Genomic DNA, 18,884 nt, shown 5'->3' on the forward strand with positions numbered 1-18,884 from the left:
GTGGTGTGGTCGCGGAGCATTCTGTGTCCGTGGGCTCACCGGTCATGGCCGGCTGAAACGGCGACGCACTGCCCTCAGCGCCAAGGTGCGTTACCCGTCCGGTCGGAGATCGCCCGGGCTGAAACCATCCCGGGCGCGACGTGCGTTGGGAGCTGACGTGACTGAACTTCGCCGGCTCGGCTCGTCCGGCCTCCTCGTCTCGCCCCTTTGCCTGGGCGGCAACGTCTTCGGCTGGACCGCCGACCAGGCCCAGTCCTTCGCGGTGCTGGACGCCTACCTCGCCGGAGGCGGCAACTTCGTCGACACCTCCGACTCGTACATGAACTACTTCCCGGAACAGGGAAACGAACCCGGCCAGTCCGAGACCATCATCGGCAACTGGATGGCCGGCCGCGGCAACCGCGACGACGTGGTCGTGGCGACCAAGGTCGGTGACCACCCGCGCTATCTCGGCCTCGCCCCCGCCACCATCACAGCCGCCGTCGAGGAGTCGCTGCGGCGACTGCGCACCGACCACATCGACCTCTACTACACTCACTTCGACCGGGACGAGTCCATTCCGGTCGACGAAATCATCGGCGCACTGGACCAACTCGTGCAGGCGGGCAAGGTGCGCGCCATCGGCGCCTCCAACATCAGCCCCGAGCGGCTCGCCGCGTCACTGGCCTTCGCCGACCGCGCAGGCACCGCCCGCTACGTGGCGCTTCAGCCTCCGTACAACCTCATCTCGCGCGACACTTACGAAGGCGCGCGACGCGAGATCGTGCAGCGCGAGGGACTGGCGTGCGTGCCGTACTTCGCGCTCGCCTCGGGGTTCCTCACCGGCAAGTACCGCCCGGGCCAGACCGTCGAGAACGTGCGCAACGTGCCCGGGCTGGCAGGCGGCTACGCGGACACCGAACGCGGCGCGCGGGTGCTCGACGCGTTGGCCCAGGTCGCCACCGCCCGCGGAGTGGAGATGGCCACCGTGGCGCTGGCCTGGCTCGGGCAGCAGCCGACGGTGACCGCACCGATCGCCTCCGCCCGCACCGTCGAGCAGTTGCCCGCGCTGCTCGCAGCCCACGACCTGCACCTCTCGGACGCCGAGTTGCACACGCTCGCCTCCGCCTCGTCTTGACCGGTGCCCCGCGGCCAGAGCGCCGTGGTGCGATCGACGGTAAACGCTGTCGATTCCGTTGATGCCCTTTTCCGGAGAGTGTCCTATCTTTCCTGCGCGTCTCCCGTCGTCCAACCTCCCGCAGACAACGACGACACGATCTCCACCTCACCCACCGCTTCCGGACCACCGTCTTCGACCGCGTCCCGTTCCGTCACGCGTTCGGCCTTGACGCGCCGCGTGGTCATCCCGCCCATTCGGTGTGGTGCAGCCAATCCTCGAAGGTCATCAGGCCGGGGTGCAGGCGGCGCAGCAGGTCGATGTCGCGGTCTTGGGCGTAGAGATCACGGTCGGCGAAGAACTGGAACATCGCCAGGTAGTCGTGGCTGAAACCGGGGACGGCGGCGCGCAGTTCGTCCTGCGACATCGGGAGGTAGCTGCTCGGGACGCCCGTGACCCGAGCGAAGGTAGCGGCTATCTCGTCGCCGACGAGGCTGTCGCCGATCACCGCGAGGTCGCGGGCGCCCCAGGACTGCCAGTTGTCGAACATGTGGCAGGCGAACCAGGCGATGTCGTCGAGGGCCACGAGCGGGTAGCGGGCGGTGCCGAGGGGGAGCCTGAAGGTCAGGCCGCCCCGGCCGTCGGGCCGGGGGGTGAGTCGGTCCCGCAGGTTTTCGAAGTACGGCGCCGTCGTCAGTACCGAGACGTGGTTCGTGTACCAGCCGTCGGTGTCCTCGCGGAGCATTTCCTCCGACCGCATCAGGTCGATGTGGGCGGCGACCGCGGCTTTGCTGTCGAAGTGCGGGACGGGGTGACCGGTCAGGGACACCGCGCTGTCCAACGAGGACCAGATGAAACGCTCCACACCTGCCCGCTCCGCGGCGGCCAGCAAGCGCAGCCCTTGTCGATACTCACCCACGGCGCTGCCCGTCGCGAAGAAGTCTGTGTTGGCGAACACGCGATCGGCCTGCCCGATCAAGACCTCGAGGGACGCTGGGGCGCAGCGGACCAGTCGCACGCGGTCGAGCGCGGAGGCGGCGAGTTCGGTGGCGTGGGCGGACTCCGGGCGGCGGGTGGGGACGGTGATGGTGGCGTCGGTCTTGGCCAAAAGGTGTTGGACGACGTGGCTGCCCATGGCTCCGGTGCCACCGACGACGAGGACGTGGGTCACGGCGTTTCTCCCTGGTGTGTCAGGACGTGTTCGGCCAGCTGGGCGTGGGTGACGACCCAGATGTCATCTGACTCACGAATGTGGTCGAGGATCTGGCCGACCATGCCCGCGAGGAGCGGTCGCCCTCCGACGTGGGCGTGCACGGTCAGGTGGAAGACGCCCGGGCCGGGGGCGTCGAGCAGCTGGTCCAGGAGTTCACGGTGCAGGTCGCGGTAGGCGTGCGGGCCTGCCGCGGCATCGCGAACGTCGGAGTGGTCGCCGTGCATCAGGGAGACGAGCGGACCGTGCTCGGTGGACAGGACCTGCGGGAGATCGCGGTCGCTGTGGTCGCCGGTCCAGCGGTAGCCTGCCTCGGTGAGCAGGTCGGCGGTATGCCTCGAACCGGTGGCGCGCGGGCTCATCCACCCCGTCGGTGCAGTACCCGTGACTCGGCGAAGGATGTCAGTGCAGCGACGGATATCGGTCCGCTCGGCATCGACATCCAGCAGCGCGGGCACCACGTCCTGGGCCCAGGAATGTGCGGCGATCTCGTGACCCGCCTCGTGCACGGCCATGACGGTCTCGGGGTGCCGCTCGGCCACCAGTCCATTGACGCCGAAGGTGGCGGGCAGGTCACCGAGGACGTCGAGCAACCGCCAGACGCCGGTGGTGACACCGTAATTCGCCCAGGAGGCGCTGTGTGTGTCGTCGATGCCGGGCAGCGGCCACGCCGCAGCCATCGGCGCGTAGGCGGGCCAGTGCCCTGGTGACCACAGCTCCAACGCGACTGTGATCAGCGTGACGACCTTTCGCCCACCCGGCCAGTCGATTTCTTCTCGCATTCGGCCTCTCCCGATCGATGCCTTTACGCCATGGACGCTAGTGAAGCGGTAGGTACCTCCAGGTTCCTGGCAGCGGGCTACCGTCGGGGCATGCGTGACTACCCCGGGAGCGTCTTCCTCGCCGACTGCCCGGCTCGGCTGGCGATCGAGATAATCGCCGACAAATGGGCCGTGGTCGTGCTGTTCGCGTTGAGCCGTGAGCCGTGCAGGCACGGCGAGTTGATCGACCTGATCGGCGGAATCTCGCGGAAAGTCCTGACCCAGACGCTGCGACGGTTGCAGGGTTACGGCCTGGTCGACCGCCACGTCGACGCCGGGAAGGTCGAGTATGCGCTGACCGACCTGGGCCGGACGCTGGTACGGCCGATCGCTGTGCTGACCGAGTGGGCTCACGAGCACGGTGTGGCCGTGGCGGGATTTCAAGAGTCCAAACCGGACTGAAAGGTATTCGGCCTTGCGTCGCATCGGACGACGAGGATGACACCACCGCCGAGGACTCCGGGGAAGCCCACCGACTGTTGTCACACCTCGGACAGCCGCCGCTTTCTGACCGGCACCCCAGCCAATCCGGTTGCGAATCCCAGTACCTCGCGCGCCCTTCAAAATGCACGCACATGCCGATGAGCGGTCATCAAATAGGTGGCCGCGTGGGGTACTGGTGGATAGCGTTGGATGCGTGGATGTGAGATTTCCCGTCGCGCTCAAGCCTGGCGACAGGGTCGGCGTCACCGCGCCCTCCAGCGGTGTACCGGAGAAGCTCCGCGCCCGGATCGATGTCGCGATCGAGACCATCAAGGCGCGAGGTCACGAAGTCGTGGTCGGCGACTGCATGAACGGTGCCGGGCATCTCAGCGCACCTGCCCCGCAGAGGGCGGCGGAGCTGACAGCCATGCTGACCGACCCGGCGATCCGGGCCGTGGTGCCGCCCTGGGGCGGCGAGACCGCGATCGACCTGCTTCCCCTGCTGGACTGGGCCGCCATCGGCGCGGCCGAACCAACGTGGGTGGTCGGGTTCTCGGATATCTCCACGGTCATCACGCCCTTGACGTTGCTGACCGGACTGGCGACCGTGCACGGCAACAATGTGATGGACACGCCTTATCAAGTCCCATCCGGCCTGATGTCCTGGTTGGACATCGTCGCCGCGGATCCCGGCACCACACTCATCCAGACACCACCCGGCCGCTACCGCGCAAAAGGGCACGATGACTACCAGCTGAATCCGCACGTCTGCGACTTCACCCTCGATCAGGCCGGCAGCTGGACGCGGCTGGACAGCGACGACGATGTGATCGTCGAAGGCCGGCTCATTGGCGGCTGTATCGAAACCCTGAGCAACGTGGCCGGCACGCCCTACGGCGACGTCGCGGCGTTCGCCCGCCACGCTGCTCCGGAAGGCTTGCTGGTCTACGTCGAAGCAGCCGGTGACGATGCCTTGGGGATTTGCCGGAATCTGCACGGTATGCGCCTGGCCGGGTTCTTCGCGGCGGCGAACGCAATACTGATCGGCCGTACCCGCGCCCCCGCCACGGAATCGCTGACTCAAACCGCGGCCGTACTGGACGCTTTGGGCTGCCTTGGCGTGCCGATCATCGCCGATGTCGAATGCGGCCATGTCCCGCCGTTCATGCCGATGATCAACGGCGCCCATGGTCGGCTCGTGTGCACCACGGATGACAACAGGCTCGATCAGACCTTGGCGTAGGGCGGACGCGTGAACACGCTCGTGCCGCGATCAAGTCATCACTGGACGAGTAAGTACTCCTGCGGACGTGACTATTCGCTCATACATTCTGGTGAGTCTGCGGCCACGGTCCGAGTGTGCCGCGTCCTCGGTGGAACAGCCTTGACCCGGCGCGAGGTCAAGCCTCGATCGCGCGCAGGCACCGTTCCGCCTGCTGCCGGAGCGCGCCTTCGAGTTCCGGCGGCCCGCTGACCAAGGTGAAATCGGTCTGCACCGAGGTGATCATCCACACCAGGTCGGACGTCGTCGGAGCGCCGAGGTGCAGGAGACAGCGGTATTCGTCGACGGCCTCGACGGCGCCCATCCCCGGCCACACCCGGTCGGCCACCGCGGCGGCCGATTCGTGCAGTTCGACCGTCGCCTGGTACGGCCAGGTGCGCGCGGAAAGCTGCTGCGCCAGATAGGCCGCGACGTCGTCGAACGGCGGCTCGCGGGGCGTGAACCGGGCGCCGACCGGCGGCCGCGGGGTGAGGCGATCGACGCGGAAGGTGCGCCAGTCGTCGCGGTCGACGTCGAAGGCGACGAGGTACCAGTGCCTGCCGAAGTTGACCAGGCGGTAGGGCTCGGCGTGCCGCCGGGACGCACCGCCGCGCGGGCTGAGGTAGTCGAAGCGCAGGCGTTCGTGGCGGCGGCACGCGTTCGCGATGGTCATCAGCGTGTCCGCCGAGATCTTCGGGGCGGGCGCCACCCCGGCGCGCACGGTCGTGGTCTGGAGTGTGTTCACCCGATGCCGAAGCCGCGACGGCAGCACCTGCTCCAGCTTGGTGAGCGCGCGCAACGCGGTCTCCTCGATGCCGGTGACCGAACTGCCGGTGGCGGTGCGCAGTCCGACGGCCACCGCGACGGCTTCGTCGTCGTCGAGCAGAAGCGGTGGCAGGGACGCGCCCACGCCGAGCCGATAGCCGGGCGTGCCTTGGAGCGCGTGCACCGGATAGCCGAGTTCCCGCAGGCGCTCGACGTCCCGTCGCACGGTCCGCGTGGTGACGCCGAGGCGTTCGGCCAGGTCGGCACCCGGCCAGTCGCGGTGGGTCTGCAGCAGCGACAGGAGCTTCAGCAGTCGTGCGGAGGTTTCCAGCATGGTTTTCATTCTGCCGTCCGGTTAGGACCGAAGTCGTCCTAACCGGTTTCTAGCGTGGTTCTCATGACACAGGAGATCCACCCTTTCTCGATCGACATCCCGCAGGCCGACCTCGACGACCTCGCCACGCGCCTGGCCGCCACTCGCTGGCCGAGCGAGCTGCCGGACGTCGGCTGGAGCCGGGGTGTGCCCGCCGGTTACCTCGCCGGACTCGCCGAGTACTGGCGCACCGGTTTCGACTGGCGGGCGCAGGAGGCCGCGCTCAACGCGCACCCGCAGTTCGTCACCACCATCGACGGTCAGCGCCTGCACTTCCTCCACGTACGCTCGCCGGAGCGGGACGCCACGCCGCTGATCCTGCTGCACGGGTGGCCGGGCGGGGTGACCGACTTCCTCGACGTGATCGGGCCCCTTTCGGACCCGCGGGCGCACGGGGGAGACCCGGCCGACGCCTTCCACCTGGTGATCCCGTCCTTGCCTGGGTTCGGGTTCTCCACGCCGCTGGCCGGCCCGGGGATGAGCGCCGCAAAGATGGCAGGCCTGTTCACCCGGCTGATGGCCGCGCTCGGCTACGAGCGGTACGGCGTGCACGGCTACGACACGGGTTCGTGGGTCGCGCCGGAGATCGGCAAGCAGGATCCGGGACACGTGCTCGGTGTGCACCTCAACGCGATGATCACGTTCCCGATCGGCGCCGAGGGCGAACTGGACGACCTCCCCGAGGCCGACCAGCGCCGCTGGGAGTCGATGCAGAACTTCAACGACGGCTACCTGCAGTGCAACTCCAAGCGTCCGCAGACGGTGGCCTACGCCCTGCACGACTCGCCCGCCGGTCAGCTCGCGTGGATCGTGGAGAAGTTCAGGGAACTGACCATGCCCGAAGACGCGCTGCCCGAGGAATGCGTGGATCGCGACCGCATGCTCGCCACGATCTCGTTGTACTGGTTCACCGGTACCGCCGGTTCGGCCGCCCAGATCTACTACGAGGAGATTTCGGCGAACGACTGGAGCGGCGGCGAATCCGGTGACTGGGGAGCCGGCGACTGGAGCGGCGCTGCGGCGCCGACCGTGCCCACCGGTGTGCTCGTGTCCGCGCACGACGTGACAGTCCGTCGTTGGGCCGAGCGCGACCACCACGTCGTGCACTGGACCGAACTCGGCCACGGCGGGCACTTCCTCGCCATGGAGGCTCCCGCCGCGCTGGTCGACGACGTCCGCGTGTTCTTCCGGAAGGTGCGCTGAGATGGGCGCCCGCGGGACCGCGGTGCTGAGCCCGCGGGCGCTCAACCGCGCCCTTCTCGGCAGGCAGCTTCTCCTCGGCCGTGTCGATCTCGGAGTGGCCGAGGCGACCGAACACCTCTTCGGACTGAATGCGCAGGACCCGGATCTCGCGTACTTCGCGCTCTGGAACCGGCTCGAACGATTCGCCGTCCAGGACCTCACCGTAGCCATCGAGCGCGGTGTCCTTGTTCGGTCCACGATGATGCGGGCCACCCAGCACCTGATGTCGGCGGCCGACTTCCGGCTGGTCCGGCCGGTGCTGGCGCCGCTGTTGCGGCGGGTGCAACGCAACGCCTTCGGCGGCCGCACCACCGGTGTCGACCTCGGCGAACTGATCGCCGACGCGGCCGAACTGCTCGACGGCAGCGGCATTCTCACCCGGCCCGAGCTGGGGCGGGCGCTCGCGCGGACCCGGCCGGGTGCCGACGCGCAGGCGCTCGGCTGGACCGTGCAGTACCTGCTCGCGCTGGTGCACCCCGCCCCGAGCGGAACGTGGGGCAAACGCGGTGCGACCCCGTTCGCCGTCTTTCCCGGTGTACCCGAAGCCGCCACCGCCGACGACGTGCGCGAGCTGATCCGGCGTTACCTCGCCGCGTTCGGTCCGGCCACCGTCGCCGACGCCCGCACCTGGTCCGGGGTGAGCGGACTGCGTGAGATCTTCGAGCAGCTGCGGCCGGAACTGCGGACATACACCGACGAAGCGGGGCGCGAGCTGTTCGACCTGCCGGACCAAGAGATCCCTCCGCTGGATCTGCCCGCGCCCGTCCGGCTCCTCGCGGAGTTCGACGCGACCCTGCTCGCCCACGCCGACCGCACGCGCGTGATGACCGAGCCGATCCGGCGTCAGGTCTGCCAGGGCGCGGCGGTCGCGGCCACCGTGCTCGTCGACGGCACGGTGGCCGCGACCTGGACGAAGGACCGCACAGGTGTGCTCACGGTCGTGCCGCTGCGCTCGATCTCCGCCGCCGACCGAGCGGCCATCGAAGCCGAAGCGCTGCGGCTACTGGAGTTCGCCGCTCCCGGCGCCGTTCACGACGTCCGGTTCAGCGGATAGCCCACAGATGACCGAAGCCGTGTGGAGCGCCGCGCGGCTCCGGCCACCGTGGGCCGATGCGCCACGTCCGAATCCGCTGCGTGCCACTGACGAACGCACTCAACGATCCGAGAGCCTTGAGCCAAGCTCTGTCACGGGCCATGACTGTGGCGCGGGGCCGAATGCGCGTCGGGTGGCTCGGACTGCCAGGCCGGCGAGAGTGGCGTTGGCCCCACCGCCGATGATCGCGCCGATGCCGAATGGAGCTACCCGGCCGAGCACGATGACGCCTTGCTTCGCGCCGTACTTGGTGATGAAGTTCTTGCCCAGGACGCTGTTGATCTGGCGCAGCGTCGCCATGGGCACCTTGTTGACCAGCTGGCGGGCCCAATGCTGACCGGTGCGCTCGGCGACCTTGCCGACGATGGTCGTGGAACCTGACTGGCCGAGCAAAATCCCCATGACCAGCGTCCGCCGTCGTTCGATCTCGTCCAGCCGAACGCCGTGGACCTCGGCGACCGACAGCACGAACAGGGTGCTCAGCTCGAGTGACGAGAAGGCCTCGCCCGCCGACAACGCCAGCGCGACCCCGGTGCCGACGGCGGGAGCGGCCGCGGTGGCCCCGGCCGCTGCCCCCGTGCCCGCCAGCGCACTGACGTACATCCGCTCCAGAGTGCGCACGACCTCCGCCGGTGTCGCCTCCGGGTTGCGCTGACGGGCCCGCGCGATGTTCTTGCGCACCAGCGGTGTCTGCAAGCCAATGGCCTTGTCCAGCAGCTCAAGGACCGCCTGCCCCGGCCCACCCGACACCGGCACCGGCCGTTCAAGGGCCACAACGAACTCCTTCGCGTCGTCGAGATGCCGCTCAGTCTCTCACCCGCGCGGCCAGAACCCAGTCGGCCGGCGGCGAGCTCACTCGCGAATCTCAGAACTCCAGTGTTTGCGTGGTCTTCTCGCCTTCCGGCGCAACCCCTGTCTCGCGAACTGGCGGCATCGTCCTGACCGAGAGTCGCCCGGGCGGGTGCGCCTAGCCTGTTACACGTACCGGGAAGCGCCATCCGCCCACGAGCTATCTCCGGGAGGGGCTGCTGCGGGACGCGGTGAACGGGTGGATCGGTGGTCTGTTCGATCGGCAGAATGTTGAGCAGACCGTCAGCCAGCTCGTGGGCCTGCTGGGCTCACCGGCCCATTCGACAGAGCGGATGTTGTCAGAGGGTAACCGATCATCGTCCCAATGTAGGTCTGCGTGACGATACGGACCCCCCTGATTGAGGCCTCCGAGACGACGTATACTCTTCTTCACATCAGCAAGTCCGAGTGGCGGAATGGCAGACGCGCTAGCTTGAGGTGCTAGTGTCCTTAACGGACGTGGGGGTTCAAGTCCCCCCTCGGACACCCGCATTATTCACACGCAAAGAGGTCGTCGCGTAGACGGCCTCTTTTTCGTTGTCGTACCGCAGGTCAAGCCTCAGATCCCGGTACAGCCTTGCCAGCTTCCCCGGCTCACTGTCGGCGAGGGCAGCCCCGATGTCACCCAGCGAGTCGATCATCGCGTAGACCTCGGCGTCGGTGATCCCCGCAGGCTCGCCCGCGGCCGCTAACGCACCTTGCGCTGCCGCTCGGTCCGCTTGGGCCTCGTTGATGCTCTCGACCAGCGCCGTCGGGTCGACGCCAGCGGCGATCGCGTCTTGGAAGCGCCTGAGCTTGGCTTCCGCCTCCTCCAACTGCTTGCTTGCGACTCCATCACCCTCGGCTCGCACCGCTGGCTGGGCGCTCACGAGCTGGTTGACGGTTCGCTCAATGTTCTGCTGATCGAACAGGCCGCCAATCCAGCCGTTCACCGCGTCCCGTAGAGGCTCCTCCCGGAGATAGATCGTGGGCGGATGCGTGAGCAAGGCCTGTGCACCCGGCGCCAAAGTTCGGGCTGGGCATCGGTAGTACATGCCGTACTTGCGCGGACTGCCTTCCATCTTCCGTTCGCATGCGGCACACCGAATGAGACCGCGGAACAAGTACACGTGCTTCACCGGGCGACCAGCACGTTCGGCCTTGCGAGCTGTCCGGAGGCCGCCAGCCGCTTTGGCTCGCCGGATCAACTGCGCCTGCGTGAAGTCCTCGACCGAGACGATCTCCGGGTGAGCAGGCTTACGTGACCGCACCACCCGATCCGGCTTGGCTCGCCGGAACCGCACGACGTTGCCGGCGGCGACGTCATCGGGGTCGAATAGCATCTCCTGCCGAGCCGACCGCCCAAAGACCGCATAGCCGGTATAGCGCGGATTCTCCAGGATCGATCGCGTAGTGCTGCCCTGCCAGCCATCGGCGAGTCGATGCCGGTTCTGCTCCGGCCGTCGAGCCGAAGGGCACGGGATCCCATCACGGTTGAGCCCGTTCGCGATAGCTCGATCACCCCTCCCGTCGAGGTACTCGGCGAAGATGCGGCGCACGACTTCGGCTGCCGGTTCGTCGATTGCGAGCACCCGCAGACGGAACCCCTCCGCCGCCTTCCTCGGGTTCGGATGTGGTCCGCCATCTACAACCATGTACCCGTACGGTGCACGGCCCCCCTGGTGACGTCCCTCGTTAACGACCTGCGCGTCCATCGCCGCCCGGACGCGCGCCTGAACGTGCTGCCGCTCCGACTCGCTCATGCCACCGAGCACGCTCATCAGCATCTTGTGCGAAGGGTTCCGCAGGTCGAACCGTCCGCCGAGCGTCCAGCACTCCTGACAATTGCAGTAGAACGTACTCCCAGGGCAACCGTTCCTGCTCGAGGCGTAAGTATCCCTCGCCGTCGGCCAGCTGCGCGAGTGTCTCCAGTTCGGCGGCAGTGAGCGTCGGATCGGGGGCGGCGACCCTGCTGGTGGGATCTTCGACCGTGAGATCGTGGTGCCGCTCGAGGGTGCGGCGATCCATGAGGACGGACTTGATTTCCGGGTGGACGGTCCGAGCTCGAGAGAGCAACGCCAGACCCGCGCGGTCCAGGTCACCCCAGTACCAGACGCACGCACCGGAGATCCAGGGGAGCTCATCGAGCGCTGAAAGGAAGTTCCCGAGTGAGTGGATGACCACCGCGCCGGGCCGGTCGGGAACCGGCAGTGCTGACTCCTTGTTCTCGACAACGAGGACGTGCCGGGGGCGGAGGGGGAGCGCGGCGATCTCACCCAGCGGGGCGCGGAGGTGGCGAAGCCCAGCCAGTGAGCGCCGGTCGGCCGGGTCGAGGAGGATGATGTCGGCCTGGCGCGGCACTGGCCGTAGTCCGAGCAGGTCAACGTCTTCGGGGGTGAGTTCGTCGTCACTTTCCGGCGACGAAGGCGAAGGATCGAGGTCCAGCAAAGCCAGGACGAGTCGGCGGTGGCGCGCGAGCCATTTGGTGTGCAGGCCGCGGATCGGTACTTGACGCATGGTCAGCCCGGACTGCGGATGTTCGGCGAACCACTGCGCGGCGAGCAGTAGGAGGCCGAAGTCGCGGTCGTCGAGGTCGACGATCTCGGCGAGCCGGGGCTTGAGCCTGAGATGCGGTGCGAGCAGCTGTAGGTAACGTTGCTGTGCTCTGGCCCAGTGCGCCGCGGTCTCGGGAGAGAGGCCCGCCAAGGCATCGACGTCGTCCACCTCTACGTGGGTGTAGATCTCCTGTGCGCCGATGAGTGTGCGACGGGTTGTGCTGCGCAGGCGGGCTTTGGGGTGCTCGCCGGCCCAAGTCCGCCACGCGCGCAGCCAGTCGCCTACCTTCGTGGCTTCACGTGCCGTTGTGGTGACGTCCGGCGCCGCGAGAGAGAACGAGAATCCGTTCGGTGGTGAGACGAGCCAGTCGCGCCAGCCGTTCGAGTAGCGGGTGCGGATCTGCGCGAGGATCTCCCTCGGCGAGCGCATCAAGGGGCTTCCTCGCCGTCCACGCTGAGAGCTTGTTCGATGGTCATCGGGTAGATCCGCACGGCTGTGGGATTGCGAGGATCGGTGTTGATGTACGCGACCGTCTCGATGTGCTCTTCGAATGCCGTCGCCTTCTCGCGCGGTGCCCCGACGATGAGCTGAAAGCCCAGCGCACGGAGCGCGGCGAGAGCGCGCCCCGTGTACTCGCTGTCCGCTTTGACGAAGCCTTCATCGAGGACGATCGAAGCATAAGTCGGTGGCGCTTCACTGCCCTCACCGAGCCGGTAGCGCAGCGCGGCCCCCAAGATGAACGCGATCAGCTCCTGACCTTCGCCGCCACTCATCCCGGCAACGCCTTCGTGGACGATTTCGGCACCATCAGCTCGCGTCTCGATGGCGCGGAACTCCACGTGCTCCCGGGCGTCGAACACCCGCCGCCGCCAGCCCTCGCCGTAGCGGGTGGGATCGTTGAGGCGGGCGAGACCTTTGCGCAGCCGGACGAACGCCACTTCGATCTCGTCGGCGTCACGGCTGACGTCTTGCAGCAGAGTGTTGCTGGTGTACCGGGTGATGAGGTCGCGGAACTCCTTGAGGTCCGTGCTGGGCCGGTCGACGGTCTCGATGGTCAGCACGGAGCCTTCGCGGAACGGGACGCCTTGGAGCACCGAGTTGATCGGATGTAGACCGCGCCTGATCTGTCGGCCGTCCTCGTCGATCTGCACCAGCAGGCTGCGCAACTGGGTGTTCATCTCCTGATCAACCTTGCGCAGCCACTTGTGCTTCGCGCGGGGAAGGTCGTCGGTGACCAACTGGGCGTAGAGGTCGAGGAGCGCGGCGAGGCTTTCGATGGTCTCATCCAGCTCACGGGCCGTGCGCTCGTCGATGTTGCGGTACGCCCGGATGGTCACGAGAATTAGCTGTTCGTGTGACTCGCGGTCCTTCTTGTGCTGTTCGATCTGGTGGCTGAGATCGTCCTCGGCGGTCAGCCTGCTTTGTTTGATCGCGGCTACCTCGGGGCTGGCAGGGGCCGCGAACGGCACCCCTGCCAGCGCAGCGCGCTCTTCGTCCGTCAGCGCCGGCTCGTCGTCGATCGTCCTGGTGGCGGTGTCTCGCACATCCACGAGCTGACCCCAGACAGCGCCGATCGCGGCCAGCTTGTCTTCGAGTTTCTCGACGACAAGGCCGGTCTTGCGCAGCTTTTCGTTCGCCAGGTTCAGCCGTTTCCGCAACTCTCGGGTTTCCGGGGTGTCGGCGCGCTCGAGCTGTTCCTCGAGCACGCCGATCCGCTGGAGCACGGGTGCGGTGTCGATGCGGGTCCATGCGATGCCTTCTTGCAGCACTTCCAGCCGCAGAACGCTGTCTCGGCACGCGTCGCGTGCCGCGCCAGCCTGGTCGGCCTTGAGCTCGCTTGACGGAAGCTCACTCCGGAGTGAGCCGACTTCTTCGGCGAGGTCGGCGCGCAGCTGGTTGTTGTCCCAACCGATCCACTTGTAGGGGCTCTTGCGGTCGTTCTTCACGTACCGGTCGCGCGCACCTGTGCGCATGCCGGCGAGGGTGACAGAGCCGATGGTGCCGGGCGGCCGTAGTTCGCCCAGTTCGCTGTCGTGCTCCACGCACCAGTAGGAGAAGTGCTCGACCAATTCGCGCACGAGCCAATCGCGATAGGGCGAATCCGCGATGTCGAGCAGTGCCGGGACGGTGTTGGCGATCGGCGCGTGAACTGATCCGGGAGTCCGGACTCGAACCAGCGTGATCGCGCCTCCCACGTCGTTGTCGTTGACATAGCGGCGTACGACGGGCAAGTCCGCTTCGGCGACGGCCAGTTGCTGTGCCAGTCCACGCAGGACGCTCAGCACTGCATGCTCCCAGCGCCGGTGCTCGGGCTTGAGCTGAAGCAGCTCGCCGAGGTACGGCAGACGATCAGCGGGTAGTCGCGTGGCTCGCGCGATGCGGTTACGCATGCCTTCCGCTTCCTCGGGGATGTTGCCGCGGCGCTGCTTGAGCTGCTCGATCTCCTTGGTCAGCTTCGCGATGCGGCGCTTCAAAAGCGCCAGATCGGCCTGTCTCTCATGCGCTTGTCGGTCGAGTTCGGCCTGGTCGGCCGTCAACTTCGCGTGGATCTCCGCCATGCTGGCCTGGAGGAGCGTCAGATCGCCTTGAGAAGTGGGCAGCACGAGACCGAACTCGGCGAGCTGCGCGGTCAGCTCGCCTCGGGTCTCCTCAAGGTCGTCGAGTTCTTTGCGGGCATTTTCGAGCTGCAGCGCAAGTGTCTTGGTCGGGTCACCACCAGCGGCCGTGAGGGTGTCGATGACGTCGTCGAAGGCGTCCTTGGCTGTCTTGGCGTTCAGGCGGGCAGCCTGTGCCTCTTCGTCTACCTCCGCGTGCTCGATCCGGTTGGTGTCGGTTTCCCGGGCCGCCCACTCCGCCATTTTCTCTGCATGCCAGACCTGCAGCCGGGACGGAGCGCCGGTGTCCGGCTCTTCCCGCAGCCGCTGCTTGGCGACGTAATCCCTTCCCGCTGTGGCGTACCGCTCCCCGAGCGTGGGCAGGTGGGCGAGCGCGTCGAGCCGCTTTCGCGCATATTCGAATTCGTCGTACAGCAGGCTCGCTTCCCGGTAGGCCGCCAGCGCCGTGTCCCACCGGGTCATCGCCAGCGGCTCGGTCAACACGAATTCCTTGAATAGCGCGTTGATGTTGAAGATGCCCTTCGACGCTTGGGCGCGGCGCAAGAGCTGCATCGCGAGCCGCTGAGATTCGTCGGTGCGTCCCATGGACATGGCGGTGCGCATTTTGGCGTGCATCCGGCTCTGCGACGGATCGACGACGTCTCCGCGGTCGGAGTCGATGAGGGTGCCCAGAGAGGATTTCGACAGCGGCGAAGCGCCGACCCGGACACCTGACAAGCCGTCGAGGCCCGCCAGGTCGAAATCGTCGTGTACGAACCCGTACACGGTGTTCGCGCCGATCATGTCCGCCCCGGTCGTGTCCGAGGCCACCCAGGCGAGGCGAAACGCGGTGACCCGGGCGGCCACACCGTCCGACCACGTGATCGCAGTGCCACTGGCGAAGCCGGCACTCCCCGGCGGCCGGAGGTAGGTAGTCGTCCCCGAGCGCTTGTTCTCGTCGCGGCGATGGTCGGTGTGCCCGCGGGCGTAACTGTAGATCGTGCGTTCGCGCTTGCGGCCCTTGTCGTCTCGGGCGGCTTGGTTGAATTCCTGCGGGTTCGGCATGATCACGGACGCCATCGCGTCGAGCAAGGTCGACTTGCCCCGGCCGGACGGGCCCAGGATGGCGGTACCGGAACGCCCGACGTGCATGACCTGCAAGCCAGAGTACGCGCCCCAGTTGAGGACTTGGACCTTCTCGATACGGAACTGTCCGGGGAGGTCTTCCGGTGTCACTCGGGTACCTCCCCCTCGGTTCGGTCGTCCGTTCGGGGTGGTTCGGGCAGTTCCACGCTCTGGCGGTAGACGTCTTCGAGTCTGATGAGCTCGTCTGCGCCGATCAGCGAGACCACGACCGGCGACACCGTGAAGAGATAGCTGGCGTCCGGATCGGCGGTGAGCAGGCGCAACTCGGTGAGCGCGCGGATGGCGGTGCCGACGCGGCGTTCGAAGCGCGCCGCGTCATTGTCGCCTTCCTCCCGGTACGCGCGGAGAAACTCTTCGAGCTGTGCACGGTTGACTACGACCGGACCGTCGGCGGCGTCGGTGTAGGCGCACTCCTGTCGGAGGAACACCAGGAGGAAGGAGGCGTCCCGGGACAACGGCCGTTCACGCCGCAGGACCCGCGGTGCGTCCTCGGCGACCTTCTGCCGTTTGAACGCGACTTCCAGGTCCCGGTCCACGACCAGTTCCAAGAACAGGTCGGAGAGGCGCTCACGGATTTCGTGCTCGTAGGCCAGCAGCGAATCCCAGGCCTGGCGGTTCCGGGCCCGGGTGATGAACCGGGCGGTCAGGAGCATTGTCAGGGCACGCCGGGCCGCGTCGGGAAGCCCGACCGCGTCGCCCTCGCCGAATGCGTCGAGTTCCTGGTCAATGTTGCTTTCTTCTACGCTCATGAGTCCTCATCCGCCTCGAGGGGATTGTCGAAGACGATGTGGGGGAACACGACGTGCAGCGCGCATCTCCGATCGCCTCCGATGGTCACCCGCTCACGGGCGGCGACTTCCACCCGGCCGTGAGTGACAGCCAGATCGAGCAAGGTCACGAGCGCGCCCAGCCGCTGGAACTCGGCGGGTGTCGCCTCGTACACCTCCGCCCCGGTGACGACACGCCGGTCCTTCAGCAGAGTGTTGATGGTCCGCAACACCGCGCGGCGGCTCGTCCCGGCCGCCAGGCGCAGCGCCGCCCGGTCCAGCTCCGGAAGCGGGAGGGCGTCCTGCTGCACCTGGACCACCACCGTCTGCGGACTGAGGTCGCGCCACAGCTGGATCTGCGAGACGTCGGTGAACGCGAACACCCCGATGCCCAGGAGGTCGCCGTCCAGGAACCTTGCGCCGGGATCTTGCTCGGCCCAGGTCGCTCCGGTGTGCAACGCGCGGTCGGCGAGGCTCAGCAGGCGCCCGTGACGGCCATGCGCGGAGCGGGTCAAGAAGCGGCGCAACGAGGCAGTCCACCGCACGTAGCTCTCCTGTACACGCAGTTCGGCCGCCAGCAGCGTAGAGAACATCGTTTCCAGCTGTGCCCGTTGGTTCGCTTTCATGTAATCGTGGGCGAAATCCTGCGCGAGAATTTGGTCGACGTCCTTCCGGATCGTGCGTGCTTGCTGGGAGGAGGCGAGCATCCGGGAGAAGCCGAGGTAGGCCAGGCCCTCCGGAGTCCTGGTCAGCAGGTCGTTCTCGTGGAGGTAGTCTTCGACCAGATCGGCCTTTGCCGGGCCGTCGGTCATCGCGTGGCGCGCCACCTTCTGGTGCCGGTTCTCGACCAACGTGCGCAGCTGTCGGAAGTCCGCCGGCAGAGAGCGGGTCATTGCGAGGACCTCACGGAGCTGTTGCTGCATCTCGTCGAGGGTCGCCAGCCTGGCCTGGCCCGAGGCGACCGCGTCACGCCGATGCCGCAGCTCCTCGATCTGCTCGTCGAGCCGGCGCACTTGGACCTCGCGATCCGGGTTGGTTATGTCAGCCAGCCGGCGGACCGCGTGTGCGATGCTGCCCAGTCGGGCACCCGAGACGCTGCTTTCGCCTTCGGCTATCTCCTTCACGATTCGCAATGCTCGAAGCGAGTGTGGAGACAGCCGGTACCGCAATCTCCCGGAATCTGTCTCCGTTTCGAGCCAGCGGGACTCGACCCATCTGCGGCAGTGCTCCGTTGGTGAGCGGTCACCCTGCCAGTCCGGGATGCGGCCGAGCGCCTCGGTGACGCGCTCGTGGAACCACTCGGCGGACACCGAACCGTCGACCTGTTCGAGGTGCTCGGCGAACAGTGGGAGAACCCAATCGCGGCTGTACGCGTTCAGGAGCTTCAACGTCGCATTGCTCGACAGCGCGCTCCTGATCTCCTCCGGCGTCACTCCGCCAGCATCCACCGCCTCACCTCCCGAGTCAGCTCCTGACAGTTTCGCTCGCGGCACCGACAAAAGTCCGCGTCTACACCGGGGTCGCCGAAGCAGGCCGAGTTGTTACCTAGGGTGGCGTTCCGCCCCTACCTGCTGACGAAGATTACAAAAACGCCCTCCTCGTCGTGGGCATGATCAACCGGCGACAGGTGGCTGTGCGCGATTCGGAGAACTTCGCCTCGACACGCTGACGACGTGAGCGGCCGATGCTTAGAACGGGCGGGGATTCTTCCCCAACATCGCGCTCTGGCCAGTTCGTACCGTAACTCCAAGTTCAACCGCTGGTAGAGCCGAGCCATCCCAGCTGGCTTCGCATCAGCGAGCATCGCTCCGACATCACCGAGCGAATTGATCACCACATAGGCCTCCGGCTCCGTGACTCTCCGGCTCGCAGGAGCGCCTTCCAGCTCGGCCTTAGCTGCAGCGCGCTCCGCTTGTGCCTGGCACACGGTCCGACGTCGAGCCGGGCTTGTTCCACGATCTGCGCGGCGCCCTGGATCCACGCGCTGCCGGCGCTGCGCAGAGCCGCCCGCGACGTCGACGGACTGCCCATCCTGGCGACGTTGGCTACACCGGTGCGGGCGCCGACATGCACACCCGATCCGACATCCCCAGTCCACTGCACGTCGACAACCGCACCCACAACAAGCTCCTGCGGCGGCGTCCTGGTCAAGGGCGAACGCGCCCGCCGCCGGACTCAAACAGCACTGGCACGCACTACAGCACGTCACCCTCAGTCCAAGTTGCACCGTCTCGATCGCCAAACCGGCACCGGTCCTCGACAACGCCTGGCACTGATCTTCTGTTGAGAAACCTCACTGTCGCGATCACTGGTTAAGGCCGCACCCGGCCAGAGCACGGAGGCCCGTTGTCCACAGTGACCAACGGGCCTCCGGCATGCGGAGGGACAGTCGTACCGACCTAGCCAGCCAACGCCAACACTTCGACGACCCGCGAAGTGTCACCACGCCTCACTCGATCAAATGAATTGGACACTGGCTGCGTGTCGCTTCGGATCAGCCGCATTGCATTGCTACGAGCAGCGAGTCCGACCTACGTCCCGTGACGACGCCGCAGCGGCGGATCGTTACGGTATTCGCCTGCCTATCGGCGTTGGCCGGAGTGACTTTCGACTTACGGGACCCCCTTTTCGGCACCCCGCGCGGGGGCCACGACCGCTTGGGTCGCTTGCCATTGGAGTAGATCGCCGTGGTGTTCGTCATGGTTCTTC

The 18,884-nt window shown here is 67.1% G+C and carries 14 protein-coding genes and 1 tRNA gene; 6 read left to right on the top strand and 9 right to left on the bottom strand.

The window, feature by feature from the left end:
* Window positions 1–157: 157 nt before the first annotated feature.
* Window positions 158–1,117 (top strand): aldo/keto reductase, encoded by a 960-nt coding sequence (locus ACLJQ7_RS34390; protein WP_410652326.1) that lies wholly within the window; start codon window positions 158–160, stop codon window positions 1,115–1,117.
* Between the two features lie 223 nt (window positions 1,118–1,340).
* Here ACLJQ7_RS34390 and ACLJQ7_RS34395 read toward each other — a convergent pair whose 3' ends face one another.
* Together ACLJQ7_RS34395 and ACLJQ7_RS34400 are read right to left on the bottom strand one after the other, a co-directional pair.
* Complete coding sequence (locus tag ACLJQ7_RS34395; RefSeq protein ID WP_410652327.1) at window positions 1,341–2,267, bottom strand: NmrA family NAD(P)-binding protein; 927 nt, start codon at window positions 2,265–2,267, stop codon at window positions 1,341–1,343.
* On the bottom strand, window positions 2,264–3,088 hold the full coding sequence (locus tag ACLJQ7_RS34400) for a polysaccharide deacetylase family protein (protein WP_410652328.1): 825 nt from the start codon (window positions 3,086–3,088) through the stop codon (window positions 2,264–2,266). The genes ACLJQ7_RS34395 and ACLJQ7_RS34400 overlap by 4 nt, the downstream gene beginning before the upstream one ends.
* A 90-nt stretch (window positions 3,089–3,178) precedes the next feature.
* Here ACLJQ7_RS34400 and ACLJQ7_RS34405 point away from each other — a divergent pair, with 90 nt between their 5' ends.
* Entirely contained in the window at window positions 3,179–3,529 is a 351-nt protein-coding gene (locus ACLJQ7_RS34405) for a winged helix-turn-helix transcriptional regulator (RefSeq protein ID WP_410652329.1), read from the top strand.
* Between the two features lie 235 nt (window positions 3,530–3,764).
* A complete protein-coding gene (locus tag ACLJQ7_RS34410) occupies window positions 3,765–4,793 on the top strand; it encodes a S66 peptidase family protein (RefSeq protein ID WP_410652330.1) in 1,029 nt (342 codons plus the stop codon).
* A gap of 157 nt (window positions 4,794–4,950) precedes the next feature.
* On the opposite strand, the gene ACLJQ7_RS34415 is transcribed toward ACLJQ7_RS34410, so the two are convergent.
* A complete protein-coding gene (locus ACLJQ7_RS34415; protein ID WP_410652331.1) occupies window positions 4,951–5,910 on the bottom strand; it encodes a helix-turn-helix transcriptional regulator in 960 nt (319 codons plus the stop codon).
* 63 nt (window positions 5,911–5,973) lie between these two features.
* On the opposite strand from ACLJQ7_RS34415, the gene ACLJQ7_RS34420 reads away from it, so the two are divergent.
* Entirely contained in the window at window positions 5,974–7,152 is a 1,179-nt protein-coding gene (locus ACLJQ7_RS34420; RefSeq protein ID WP_410652332.1) for an epoxide hydrolase family protein, read from the top strand.
* A 1-nt stretch (window position 7,153) separates the two neighbouring features.
* Window positions 7,154–8,245, top strand: coding sequence for a winged helix DNA-binding domain-containing protein (locus ACLJQ7_RS34425; protein WP_410652333.1), 1,092 nt, complete (start codon window positions 7,154–7,156; stop codon window positions 8,243–8,245).
* Window positions 8,246–8,344: 99 nt separating this feature from the next.
* Here the strand turns inward: ACLJQ7_RS34425 and ACLJQ7_RS34430 are convergent, their stop codons facing one another.
* The gene (locus tag ACLJQ7_RS34430; RefSeq protein WP_410652334.1) at window positions 8,345–9,058 is read right to left on the bottom strand and encodes a hypothetical protein; all 714 of its coding nucleotides are present in this window, start codon (window positions 9,056–9,058) and stop codon (window positions 8,345–8,347) included.
* Window positions 9,059–9,535: 477 nt separating this feature from the next.
* Between ACLJQ7_RS34430 and ACLJQ7_RS34435 the strand changes: the two genes are divergently transcribed.
* A tRNA-Leu gene (locus ACLJQ7_RS34435) sits at window positions 9,536–9,619 on the top strand.
* Here ACLJQ7_RS34435 and ACLJQ7_RS34440 read toward each other — a convergent pair.
* From ACLJQ7_RS34440 to ACLJQ7_RS34460, 5 genes are all read right to left on the bottom strand, one after another.
* Window positions 9,601–10,704 carry a recombinase family protein gene (locus ACLJQ7_RS34440; protein ID WP_410652335.1) on the bottom strand — a complete coding sequence of 368 codons (1,104 nt, stop codon included), beginning with the start codon at window positions 10,702–10,704 and terminating at the stop codon, window positions 9,601–9,603. The two genes, ACLJQ7_RS34435 and ACLJQ7_RS34440, sit on opposite strands and share 19 nt — an antisense overlap.
* Window positions 10,705–10,807: 103 nt before the next feature.
* Complete coding sequence (locus ACLJQ7_RS34445) at window positions 10,808–12,097, bottom strand: Wadjet anti-phage system protein JetD domain-containing protein (protein ID WP_410652336.1); 1,290 nt, start codon at window positions 12,095–12,097, stop codon at window positions 10,808–10,810.
* Window positions 12,097–15,498: an ATP-binding protein gene (locus ACLJQ7_RS34450; RefSeq protein WP_410652337.1), complete on the bottom strand. Its 3,402-nt coding sequence runs from the start codon at window positions 15,496–15,498 to the stop codon at window positions 12,097–12,099. Before ACLJQ7_RS34450 ends, ACLJQ7_RS34445 begins: the two co-directional genes overlap by 1 nt.
* Window positions 15,495–16,157, bottom strand: a complete 663-nt coding sequence (locus tag ACLJQ7_RS34455) for a DUF4194 domain-containing protein (RefSeq protein WP_410652338.1) — start codon at window positions 16,155–16,157, stop codon at window positions 15,495–15,497. The genes ACLJQ7_RS34450 and ACLJQ7_RS34455 overlap by 4 nt, the downstream gene beginning before the upstream one ends.
* Window positions 16,154–17,623 (bottom strand): DUF3375 family protein, encoded by a 1,470-nt coding sequence (locus tag ACLJQ7_RS34460; protein WP_410652339.1) that lies wholly within the window; start codon window positions 17,621–17,623, stop codon window positions 16,154–16,156. The genes ACLJQ7_RS34455 and ACLJQ7_RS34460 overlap by 4 nt, the downstream gene beginning before the upstream one ends.
* Window positions 17,624–18,884 lie beyond the last annotated feature (1,261 nt).

Source organism: Amycolatopsis sp. cmx-4-54, assembly GCF_046548895.1.
Lineage (GTDB): Bacteria > Actinomycetota > Actinomycetes > Mycobacteriales > Pseudonocardiaceae > Amycolatopsis.